The 10,538-nt window shown below is 72.0% G+C and carries 13 protein-coding genes; 10 read left to right on the top strand and 3 right to left on the bottom strand.

Translation table 11 applies throughout. From position 1 onward, the window contains the following. Window positions 1-206: 206 nt before the first annotated feature. A complete protein-coding gene (locus tag NUV38_RS16775) occupies window positions 207-2,219 on the bottom strand; it encodes a fibronectin type III domain-containing protein (RefSeq protein WP_257730207.1) in 2,013 nt (670 codons plus the stop codon). A 186-nt stretch (window positions 2,220-2,405) separates the two neighbouring features. Here NUV38_RS16775 and NUV38_RS16770 point away from each other — a divergent pair, with 186 nt between their 5' ends. The 4 genes from NUV38_RS16770 (at window position 2,406) to NUV38_RS16755 (ending at window position 4,921) form a co-directional block, all read left to right on the top strand. Beyond that, on the top strand, window positions 2,406-3,332 hold the full coding sequence (locus NUV38_RS16770) for an asparaginase (protein ID WP_257730206.1): 927 nt from the start codon (window positions 2,406-2,408) through the stop codon (window positions 3,330-3,332). 70 nt (window positions 3,333-3,402) lie between these two features. Beyond that, a complete protein-coding gene (locus tag NUV38_RS16765) occupies window positions 3,403-3,831 on the top strand; it encodes a helix-turn-helix domain-containing protein (RefSeq protein ID WP_055970030.1) in 429 nt (142 codons plus the stop codon). Beyond that, window positions 3,828-4,586: a hypothetical protein gene (locus tag NUV38_RS16760; protein WP_257730205.1), complete on the top strand. Its 759-nt coding sequence runs from the start codon at window positions 3,828-3,830 to the stop codon at window positions 4,584-4,586. Before NUV38_RS16765 ends, NUV38_RS16760 begins: the two co-directional genes overlap by 4 nt. Before the next feature lie 71 nt (window positions 4,587-4,657). Further along, entirely contained in the window at window positions 4,658-4,921 is a 264-nt protein-coding gene (locus NUV38_RS16755) for a DUF2516 family protein (protein ID WP_257730204.1), read from the top strand. A gap of 67 nt (window positions 4,922-4,988) precedes the next feature. Here the strand turns inward: NUV38_RS16755 and NUV38_RS16750 are convergent, their stop codons facing one another. Next, window positions 4,989-5,297: a hypothetical protein gene (locus tag NUV38_RS16750; protein WP_257730203.1), complete on the bottom strand. Its 309-nt coding sequence runs from the start codon at window positions 5,295-5,297 to the stop codon at window positions 4,989-4,991. Between the two features lie 83 nt (window positions 5,298-5,380). Between NUV38_RS16750 and NUV38_RS16745 the strand changes: the two genes are divergently transcribed. Then, window positions 5,381-6,010: an alpha-ketoglutarate-dependent dioxygenase AlkB gene (locus NUV38_RS16745; RefSeq protein ID WP_257730202.1), complete on the top strand. Its 630-nt coding sequence runs from the start codon at window positions 5,381-5,383 to the stop codon at window positions 6,008-6,010. A gap of 267 nt (window positions 6,011-6,277) precedes the next feature. On the opposite strand, the gene NUV38_RS16740 is transcribed toward NUV38_RS16745, so the two are convergent. Further along, window positions 6,278-6,961, bottom strand: a complete 684-nt coding sequence (locus NUV38_RS16740; protein ID WP_200914344.1) for a Crp/Fnr family transcriptional regulator — start codon at window positions 6,959-6,961, stop codon at window positions 6,278-6,280. 95 nt (window positions 6,962-7,056) lie between these two features. Between NUV38_RS16740 and nth the strand changes: the two genes are divergently transcribed. From nth to NUV38_RS16715, 5 genes are all read left to right on the top strand, one after another. After that, complete coding sequence (gene nth / locus NUV38_RS16735; protein WP_257730201.1) at window positions 7,057-7,788, top strand: endonuclease III; 732 nt, start codon at window positions 7,057-7,059, stop codon at window positions 7,786-7,788. Continuing rightward, on the top strand, window positions 7,785-8,423 hold the full coding sequence (locus tag NUV38_RS16730; protein WP_257730200.1) for a TlpA disulfide reductase family protein: 639 nt from the start codon (window positions 7,785-7,787) through the stop codon (window positions 8,421-8,423). Before nth ends, NUV38_RS16730 begins: the two co-directional genes overlap by 4 nt. After that, window positions 8,420-9,118 carry a CoA pyrophosphatase gene (locus NUV38_RS16725; protein WP_257730199.1) on the top strand — a complete coding sequence of 233 codons (699 nt, stop codon included), beginning with the start codon at window positions 8,420-8,422 and terminating at the stop codon, window positions 9,116-9,118. Before NUV38_RS16730 ends, NUV38_RS16725 begins: the two co-directional genes overlap by 4 nt. Beyond that, entirely contained in the window at window positions 9,115-10,290 is a 1,176-nt protein-coding gene (locus NUV38_RS16720) for a MarP family serine protease (RefSeq protein ID WP_257730198.1), read from the top strand. The genes NUV38_RS16725 and NUV38_RS16720 overlap by 4 nt, the downstream gene beginning before the upstream one ends. Beyond that, the coding region (locus NUV38_RS16715) for a hypothetical protein (protein WP_257730197.1) at window positions 10,290-10,538 on the top strand (249 nt) is incomplete at its 3' end. The genes NUV38_RS16720 and NUV38_RS16715, both read left to right, overlap by 1 nt.

The raw sequence follows: 10,538 nt of genomic DNA, 5'->3' as shown, positions 1-10,538 counted from the left end.
CTGCGTCCGCCGCGCGCACCGGGGCGTCGCCGGGCACCGCCGCGTGAGGGCGGGCCCGCAGGACGCGTCGCGACGCGACGGCCCGCAGGGATGCGGCGACGAGTGACCAACGGAGCGGCTCCAGCACGAGGACGGGCAGGACGGCGTGATTCTAACCCGTGCGACCTGGGTGCGTCGCCGGTTCGCCGCCGGGCACCGTGCGCTCGTCAGGGAAGCTCGGGACGACCCGGCATGGTGAGCATGGCCGTGAGCGGGTTGTGGTCGCTCGCGAACGGCGTGCGGTAGCGCGTCGGGGTGGAGAGGTCGGCCACGACCTTCCAGTGGCGGGTGCCCACTCCCGGCGAGGTGTAGATCGCGTCCACGTGGTCGCCGTTGCGGATCGGGGTGACCCGGCCCTGGTTGGCGGTGTTGAAGGCCACGTTGTAGGCGTTGCCGTCGGGCTGCTCGTCGGTACTGGCCTTCCGTGCGACGTCGAGGGCGTCGGCGTGCTTGGCAGCGAGGAAGGCCTTGCGCACTGCGTCGTAGCCGCCGGGGTAGGTCGCATTGTGCTTGTTGGAGTTCATGTCACCCGCGTAGACGACGTCGAGGTTCCGCGTGTTGAGCGTGTCGACGAGCGACAGCATCCGCCTGGTCTGCGCGTACCGCAGGTCGTCGTTGCTCTTTCCCTTGTAGGGCTCGAGATGGGGGTCGACCACGATGAACGGGGTGCCGGACGCCTTGTCGACCAGCTCCGCCCAGACGGCGTACCGCTTGCGGGCGGAGTCGAGCGTGAGTGATCCGGACCGGTTCAGCGTGTAGTCGGAGCTCTTGTAGAACAGCGACTTGGCGGACTTGTAGGCCGCTCGGCGGAAGCCGGGCAGGACCGAACCGAAGTTGGTGTCCTTGTCCCCGGACTCCTGGGTGGAGATGATCGACGCGTTGGTGCCGAGGGCTGCCTTGGCAGCCAGGGTCTTGCGACTCTTCCAGGTGCCGAGCCCGGTCGAGGCGCGGCACTTGTCCTGTCCGCACAGGTTGTAGGTGACCACCCGGATCGTCGTGGTGCTCGTGGGGAGCACCCTCGTGACCGTGGCCGATGCCGCGCCCTTGAGTGGACTGTTCACGCCCCGGACCCGGGCGTAGTACCGCACTCCGGGGGCGAGGTCCTCGAAGGTGGCCTTTGGACTCGTGGTCGTGACGGTTCGCGTGCCCGACCCGAGGTCCTTGGCCGTGGAGATCTCGGCGACGTAGGTCTCGGCGTTGGCGACCGCGGACCAGTCGAGCGACAGGGACGAGGGCGTTGTCCCACCGACCGCGAGCGTCGTGACCTTCGGGACCGGGAGATTGAAGCGTCCGCGGGCGCTGTCGGTGCTCAGGGTGCCGCGGTGCGCACGCACGACGTAGGTGTAGTCAGTACCCGGCGTGGACGCGAGCGAATAGACGCGCGCCTCCGTGCCGTTCGTGGGCGGAGTGGTCTTCTCGCACGCCGTGGCCGTCGTCGTGGTCGTGAGACAGACGTCGTACGACGTGGCGTTGGTGGCGGCCTTCCAGGTGATGACGGCCGAGTTGAAGCCGACCCGGTGGGCCACGGCGGTCGGCTGACCGGGACGGACCGCGTTCAGCTCGGCGGGCGCGGGTGCAGAGACGCTCGACCGCGTTCCGGTGAAGGCCCGGACGACGACGTGGTAGTCGGTTCCCTCGACCGGGGTCAGCCCACCGAAGGTCGCCGACGTGCCAGTGGTCGTCGACTGCCGGGTGCACGGTGTCTGCCCGACGGTCCGCACCAGACAGACCTCGTAGCGGTCGACGTCCTGGGTTGCCGCCCACGTGACGGCGATGGACTGCTGGGCGGTGCGGACGCTGACCTTCGGCGTCGGGGGCTGCAGCACGACCGCGACGGACGTGCTGGTGGCCGACGACGATCCGGCGGTCGCACGGACGGTGAGGCGGTAGTCGGTGCCGCGCGTCGGGGTGAGGTTTCGGAAGACGTGCGAGACGCGCGTCGTGGTACCGCTCGCCGTGCACGTCTTCTGCGTCGTGGTGCGTTTCAGGCAGACGACGTAGCGCTGCGCCCCCTTGACGGCCGGCCAGAACACCGATGCGGTGGTCTGAGTGGTACGGACCGTCGGCTTCGGCGCACCTACCGCGGCGCCGGCAGGGACGGCCAAGGAGGCGACCACGAGGGTGACGGCCGCTAGGACCGTCAGGACGGACGCACCGACAGCGTGACGCAGGGTTGACATGCAGTCCTCTTCTGGTGAGGGAAGCCGACGCCCGAGTGCGCCGTACCAGATCTGGGCACTGTAGTGGAAGAACGACACGCGTGGGAAGAAAGTGACGAATGGGACGAGTGGGACGGACGGGGTCGACACCCTCCCGGCAGGCCCTGGCCCCGGCCGTCCGCGCTCGCGGAGCCCTACGCTGGGACGATGGACGTCGTCGCCGAGGTCACCCGGTCCGGGCTCGTGGAGAGCCGCCACCGCGGAGCAGCCGTGCGCGTCGGCCCCGACGGCGAGACCGTGTGGTCGCTGGGCGATCCGGGGGTCGTGGTGTTCCCGCGATCGACGAACAAGCCCTTCCAGGCGACCGGTCTCGTGGAGGCGGGCCTGGATCTCGAGCCGCGCCTGCTGGCGCTCGCGGCCGCGAGCCACTCGGCGGAGCCGTTCCATCTCGAGGGGGTGCGCGAGATCCTCGCGCTCGGCGGTCTCGACGAGTCCGCCCTGCAGACACCGGCGTCCTACCCGTTGGACCCGCACGAGCAAGCAGCCGTCCTGCGTGCCGGCGAGGGGCGACTGCCGATCCGGATGGACTGCTCGGGCAAGCACGCCGCGATGCTGCTCACCTGTGTGACCCGAGGGTGGTCGACCGAGGACTACCTGGATCCCGAGCACCCGGTCCAGCGCGCCGTCACCGAGACCTTCACCGCCCTGGTGGGCCCGCCCGACACGGTCGGGATCGACGGGTGCGGCGCTCCGCTGCTCGCCACGTCGCTCGAGCGTCTCGCCCGCGGCATCGGTCGGCTCGTCCAGGCGGAGGTGGGGACGGCGGCACGGCGGGTGGCCGACGCGATGGTGGCCCATCCCGAGCAGGTCAGCGGCACCCGCCGTCCGGACCTGGCACTCGCCCGTGCCGTGCCGGGGTCCCTCGTGAAGTCGGGCGCCGAGAGCGTGGTCGTGGCCGGCCTGGCGGACGGTTCCGCCCTCGCGGTCAAGATCGAGGACGGCGGCGAGCGCCCCTTGTTCGTGGTGCTGCACCGCGCGCTCGAGCTGGCCGGCGTCGAGGCCGACCTGCTGCGCGAGCGTCCGGTGGTGCTCGGTGGCGGACGTCCCGTCGGCGAGGTGCGGCCGGTCCTCTGACCGGCCGTTGTGAGGCGGGTCGCATGCAGATCTGCTTGCATCTGCTTGCAAATGCAAGCACACTAAAGACATGGCCAAGCTGGACGTAGGAGGAGCCGTCGAGAACCTCGGCGACTACTTGCGCGAGCAGCGACGCCAGGCGCAGATGTCCCTGCGACAGCTGGCTGAGAAGTCCGAGGTCTCCAACCCGTACCTCAGCCAGATCGAGCGGGGCGTGCGCCGTCCCTCGGCAGAGGTCCTGCAGCAGATCGCGAAGGCGCTGCGCATCTCGGCCGAGTCGCTCTACGTCCGCGCCGGTCTCATCGACATCGACGAGTCCGGCGCGCGGATGGTCGAGGACGCCATCGCCCTCGACGCCCGACTGACCGAGCGGCAGAAGACGGCACTGCTGGACATCTACCGCTCGTTCGTCGGCACCGACGTCGCACCGGACGAGGCACTTGCCGAAACGGTCACCCAGGCCAATCCCGACACCTCTCCCGAGGAGACACCCACATGAGCATCACCGATCAGATCAACGCCCAGATCAAGACCCTGGTCGACGAGGTCAAGAACCTCACCGACACCCTCAAGAAGGTCGAGATCGACGACCTCCGCACGCAGGCCACCGGCCTCGTCGGCTCCGCGCAGGCGCAGGCGCAGTCCAGCTACGCCGAGCTGCTGCAGAAGGGCGAGGAGTTCGTCGCCCAGGCGCGCGCCCTCAAGCTCGACGACGTGCAGAAGCGCGGCGAGAAGCTGCTCGACGCCCTGCGCAAGGACGCCAAGAAGAACATCAAGGAGGCCCGCAAGGCCGCCGAGGACGTGGCCGACGACGTGCAGAAGCGCGCCGAGGACATCGTCGCCGAGGCCCAGGCCACCGTGTCGAAGGTGACGAAGAAGGCCCCCGCCTCGAAGTCGTCCGCGAAGAAGGCCCCGGCCAAGACGTCGGCCGCCGCCCGCTCGGCCGCCTCCTCGACGACCGCCGCCGCCAAGAAGGCCCCGGCCAAGACCGCCTCCGCTGCGAGCACGACCAAGAAGGCCGCCGCGAAGAAGGCCCCGGCCACCACGTCGGCCGCCAAGAAGACGACGGCCAAGAAGAGCACCGCCAAGAAGGCGTCCTCCACCGGGACCGCGAAGAAGACGACGGCCAAGAAGGCTCCGGCCAAGAAGACGTCGTCCACCGGCACCGCGAAGAAGACGACGGCCAAGAAGTCGCCCGCGAAGAAGACCACCTCGAGCACCGGCTCGACGGGCAGCACCACCAGCCAGTCCTGAGCCACGGCTCACCACGAGCGGCGGGTCCCCGACCGGGGCCCGCCGCTTCGTGCATCCGGTAGGGTCCAGGCGTGTTCGAGGTCGAGTCGGGTCTGATGCTGGTGCTGTCGCTCGCCTTGTTCGCGGTCAAGGCGTTCGCGCTCGTGGACTGCCTCACCCGCGCGCCCGCCAGGTTCGCCGTCGCCGACACGCTCCCGAAGAACTCGTGGCTCGTGATCCTGGGCCTCACGCTCGCGGCGCACCTGGTGCTCTGGAGCCCGCTCTCGCTGCTCAACCTCGTCGGCACGGTGGCCGCCCTGGTCTACCTCGCGCAGCTGCGCGGCAGCCGCGTCTGACCCTGCTCGGTCCGCTCGGTCCGCTCGGTGCGCGTGCGGCGTCCGGCCGGCGTCGGCGCCGTCGGCCTCAGGAGCCGAACGTGGGGGGCGCCTGGTCGAGCCGACCGGGGTGCAGCCAGCGCGTGATGATGACGCGGAGCATGCTGAGCGCGTCGTCGGCGCGCTCCTCGCCCGCGTCCTGGACCTCGGCGTGGGTGCGCAGGAGCGCCGCGAGCCACAGGCCCGCCTGGCCGGGGTCCAGCTCGCGGTCGGCGGTCCCGTCGCTCATGGCCCCCACCAGCAGCTCGGTCAGCTCGGCCTGCACGGCGTCGTCGACGTCGGCGCGCGCGTCGGCGATCACGTCGACCCGGTCGAGGAGGGCGTCCCAAGCGCTCATGGGGGCAGCGTAGTCGGCGCCTCGGCGAGCCTCGGAGCGCGTGGCGCCTAGAACATCTGTTCGAACTCGCCTACGATGCTCGAGTGTGGTTCCAGGGTTCGCTGCTCGACGTCGGCGACGAGGCCGTCGTCGGCCCGCTGGGTGCCTCGGTGCAGCGCAGGGAGCTCGCCCACGGCGCCTGGGTCGACGTCCGCCCGGGGTGGGTGCAGGGCGCCGACCCGTTGTTCCTGAGCCTGCAGACCGAGGTTCGGTGGCGCGCCGAGAAGCGGGAGATGTACGACGACACGGTCGACGTCCCGCGGCTGCTGGCGCACTACGGAGCGGGGGCCGTGCTGCCGCACCCGGCGCTCGACGACGCGCGCGAGGCGTTGAACCGGCACTACGGCGCCGAGCTGGGCGAGGACTTCGTGACGGCTGGGCTCTGCTACTACCGCGACGGTCGCGACAGCGTCGCCTGGCACGGCGATCGGATCGGCCGGGGCCGCAGCGAGGACACGATGGTGGCGATCCTGTCGCTGGGCGCACCGCGTCGGCTCAGCCTGCGCCCGACCGACCACGGCCCCGGCGACACCATCGGCTTCGTCGTGGGCCACGGCGACCTGCTCGTCATGGGTGGCTCGTGCCAGCGCACCTGGGAGCACGCCGTGCTCAAGACTGCGAGGCCGGTGGGCCCGCGGATCAGCGTGCAGTTCCGCCCCCGCGGCGTGCTCTGACGCGCTGCTTCCGGGCGCTTCCTCCCTCTCGCCGGGGTGGGGCAGTGGGAGGTAGGTGCGGCACCGAATCCAGGCCGTTCGAGGTGCCAGGCCTACCTCTGACGGGTCGATGGGGTGCCAGGCCTACCTCTGACGGGGCGATTCGGTGCCAGGCCTACCTCTGACGGCCAGGACCGGCCCGCAGCCCGAGGCGCGGGCGGCCGGCGGACCCCCGGGCACGACGAAGCCCCGCGACCAGGTGGTCGCGGGGCTCGTGGTCGAGCGGGGTCAGCGCGCGCGGCGCTGCAGGCGCTCGAGGTCGAGGATGACCACGGAGCGGGGCTCCAGGCGCAGCCAGCCGCGCGAGGCGAAGTCGGCGAGGGCCTTGTTGACCGTCTCGCGCGAGGCGCCGACGAGCTGGGCCAGCTCCTCCTGCGTGAGGTCGTGGTTGACGTGCACGCCGTCCTCGGCCTTGCGTCCGAAGCGGCTCGCGAGGTCGAGCAGGGCCTTGGCGACACGACCCGGGACGTCGGAGAACACCAGGTCGCCGACGACCTCGTTGGTGCGGCGCAGGCGTCCGGCCAGCTGGTTGAGCAGCGCCATCGCGACCTCGGCGTGGCTCGACAGGACCGGGGTGAGCGCCTCGTGGCTGAGGCTCTGCACCGTCACGTCGGTGACCGAGGTGGCCGTGGCCGAACGCGGCCCGGGGTCGAAGAACGACAGCTCGCCGAACATCTGTCCCGGCCCGAGGATCGCGAGCAGGTTCTCCCGCCCGTCGGGCGACGTGCGCCCGAGCTTGATCTTGCCGTCGGTGACGACGTACAGCTGGTTGCCGTCGTCACCCTCGTTGAAGAGGACCTCGCCACGCTTCAGGCTGAGCGGGGTCATCGAGGCCTCGAGGGCTCCTGCGGCATCGTCGTCGAGACCGGAGAAGAGCGGCGCTTGGCGCAGCACGTCGTCGTTCACAGGCATCCTTATCGGCTGTTGAGTCGGTCACAGTCTGTCCTACCAGGCGCCCGATTGCCACACGCCGGGCCGGTGTCGGTGTCGCCACGTACTCTGGCATCGTGCCGGACGTCGCCCTCGGGGGTTCCCCCAAGCCCACGACGAGCCTCGTGCGCCGGGCCCGCAAGACCCACCGGGTGCTCGCCGAGACCTACCCGGAGGCAGGCTGCGAGCTCGACTTCGCCACCCCGTTCGAGCTCCTCGTCGCGACCGTGCTGTCGGCGCAGACCACCGATCGGCGGGTCAACGCGGTCACCCCGGTCCTCTTCGCCGCCTACCCCGACGCCACCGCGCTCGCGGGCGCCCCGCGCGAGCACGTGGAGGAGATCATCCGGTCGACGGGCTTCTACCGGGCCAAGGCCGACAGCATCGTCCGGCTCGCCGCGGCCCTGGTCGAGCGGTTCGACGCCGAGGTGCCGCCCCGGCTGCGCGACCTCGTCACGCTGCCCGGGGTGGGCCGCAAGACCGCCAACGTGGTCCTGGGCAACGCCTTCGACGTGCCGGGCCTGACCGTCGACACGCACTTCGCACGTCTCGTGCAGCGCTTCGAGTGGGTCGACGCCGCGACGGCCAAGGACCCGGTCAAGACCGAGCATGCCGTGGCCGCGCTGTTCCCCCGCAAGGACTGGACGATGCTCAGCCACCGCCTCATCTGGCACGGGCGCCGCCGCTGCCACGCCCGCAAGCCGGCCTGCGGCGCCTGCCCGGTGGCCCACTGGTGCCCGGCCTACGGCGCCGGACCGACCGATCCCGTCGAGGCCGAGAAGCTGGTCACCACCCAGGGCCGCGCGTGAGGAGGCTCGCCATCGCCGTCGTCGCGACGGCGCTGCTGCTCACCGCCTGCAGCGACGTCGACACCGGGCCGGACAAGCCGACCTTCGGCGGCGCGGCCGGTTCGGGAGCCCCCGCTGGAGACCCCGACACCACCGCGGCCCGCGCCGCGGCCCAGGACGCCGGCATCCGTCCGTGCTCCGACCTGCGTCTCGACGACGCCCCCGCCTCCGGTGACGCCGCCCTGCCCGAGCTCGAGCTGGCCTGCCTCGGCGCCGACGGCGCGGTCGACCTCTCCCGCCTGCGCGGACCGGCGGTCGTGAACCTGTGGGCCAGCTGGTGCAAGCCCTGCCGCGAGGAGCTCCCGCTGCTCGCCCGGCTCGACGAGCAGGCCGGGGACCGGCTCACCGTCGTCGGGATCGACGTGCAGGACAGCGACCCCGAGGCGGCCGTGCGGCTCGCGTCCGACGCCGGCGTCACCTATCCCCAGCTCGTCGACCCGGACTCCACCACGCGCGGTCCGTTGCGCGTCGTCGGCCTGCCGCAGACGGTCTTCGTCGACGCGCAGGGAAGAATGGTCGCCACCGAGCGGGTCCCGTTCACCTCGTACGACGACCTGACCGCCGCCGTCCGTCAGCACCTGGAGGTCCAGCCGTGAGCCCTGAGGCCTCCGCGGGGCGCGCGCCGGCCGACGGCTCCGCGCCGTCCGGGCTGCCCGACTGGCTCGTGCCGCTCGCCGAGCTGGCCGGCTCGGTGCAGGCCGAGCAGCTGGCACCGCGCTTCCCGCACCCGCCGGCCGACGCCCGACCGGCCGCCGTCCTCATCTGCTTCGCCGACGGCGAGCACGGTCCCGAGCTGCTGCTCACCGAGCGCGCGCCGACGTTGCGCAACCACGCCGGACAGATCTCCTTCCCGGGCGGCGCGTGCGACCCGGGCGACGCCGACGCGGCGGCCACCGCCCTGCGCGAGGCCCAGGAGGAGGTCGGGCTCGACCCCGCCCAGGTCACGGTCTTCGGCACGCTCCCCACGCTCTGGCTGCCGCCCAGCAACTTCGCCGTCACCTCGGTGCTCGGCTACTGGTCGGCGCCGCGTCGGCTCGAGCCGGTCTCGGCGGCCGAGGTGGGGCACGTGATCCACCACCCGCTCCGGCTCCTCGTCGACCCCGACAACCGGTTCAGCGTCGAGCACCCGTCGGGCTGGCGCGGTCCGGCGTTCGAGATCGGCACCGAGATGCCGCTGTGGGGCTTCACCGCCGGCATCATCTCGAGGCTGTTCGAGCGGCTCGGCTGGGCCGAGCCGTGGGACGACACCGTGACCCGCCCCCTGCCCGAGCCGCCGGAGGTGTCGTCGTGAGCTCTCTCGACGTGATCATCGCCGTCCTGCTCGTGGCGTACGCCGTCTCCGGCTACGTCCAGGGGTTCGTGGTCAACATGGTGGCCACCGCGGGCCTCGTGCTCGGCGGCATCGGTGCCATCTGGTTGGTCCCGCGCCTGCTCGACCGGCAGGACCCCTCGCTGACCACCTCGCTGCTGGGGCTCGGCATCGTCATCGGCGCGGCGGCCGTCGGGCAGGCGGTCGGCACCTACGTCGGCACCGACCTCCGGGGCGGCCTCAGGGCCTCGCCCCTGCGCACGGTCGACGCGGTCGGTGGTGCAGCGCTGAGCATGGTCGCGGTCCTCGTCGCGTCGTGGGCGCTCGGCTACGCGGTCAGCGGCACCTCCATCCCGTACCTGGCCAAGGCGGCGCGCGACTCCACCGTGCTGGCCAAGGTCGACTCGGTCATGCCCGGTGCCGCCACCGACACGCTGCGCGCCTTCAGCCGGACCCTCGACGCCAACCTCTTCCCGCGCTACATCGACCCGTTCGCCGACGAGACCATCACGGCCGTCGGACCGCCCGACGACACGACGCTCTCGCAGCCGGGGGTGCGTGAGGCGTCGCGCAGCGTCGTCAAGATCCTCGGCTCGGCCGAGTGCGGCCGGGGCATCGAGGGGTCGGGCTTCGTGTACGCCCCCGGTCGCGTCATGACCAACGCCCACGTCGTGGCCGGGGTCGACGACCCGGTCGTCACGGTCGAGGGCGACCGGCGTCTCGACGGACGCGTCGTGGTCTTCGACCCCGAGCTCGACCTCGCCGTGATCGCCACCGACGACCTCGGCGTGCCCGAGCTCGAGCTCGACACCTCGGGTGTGGCCGGCCAGGAGGCAGCCGTGCTCGGCTACCCCGAGAACGGGCCGTTCGACGCGCGAGCGGCCCGCATCCGCTCGCAGCTCACGCTGCGCAGTCCCGACATCTACGACCGTGGCCAGGTGCTGCGCGAGGCGTTCTCGGTGCGCAGCCTGGTCCGCTCCGGCAACTCCGGCGGGCCGCTCGTGAGCACCGACGGCACCGTGCTCGGCGTCATCTTCGCGGCCTCGGTGTCCGACAGCTCCACCGGCTACGCCGTCACCGCCGAGCAGGCGCAGGACGACGCACGCGAGGGTGTCTCCGCCGAGCGGGCCGTCGACACGGGGAGGTGTGCCTGATGCGCGGCCTCCTGGCCACGGTGGCCGGACTCGTGGCCGTGGTGGCCCTGGCCGTCGCGCTCCCCGCCGCCTGGACGAGCACCTACGTCGAGGACGAGGAGGGGTTCGTCTCCCTGTCGCGCGACGTGACCGGCACCGCCGCGGTGCGCGACAGCGCCGCGGCTCTCGTGGCCGACCGGCTCGTGGAGCAGGCCGGCCTGCCCCCACAGGTGGCCGAGTCCGGCCGCCGCCGGCTCGAGCAGGCCGCC

It is taken from the genome of Aeromicrobium sp. 50.2.37 (genome assembly GCF_024655735.1).
GTDB lineage: Bacteria > Actinomycetota > Actinomycetes > Propionibacteriales > Nocardioidaceae > Aeromicrobium.
The sequence above is the reverse complement of the archived record's forward strand: the minus strand, read 5'-3'. Positions and strand labels throughout refer to the sequence as shown.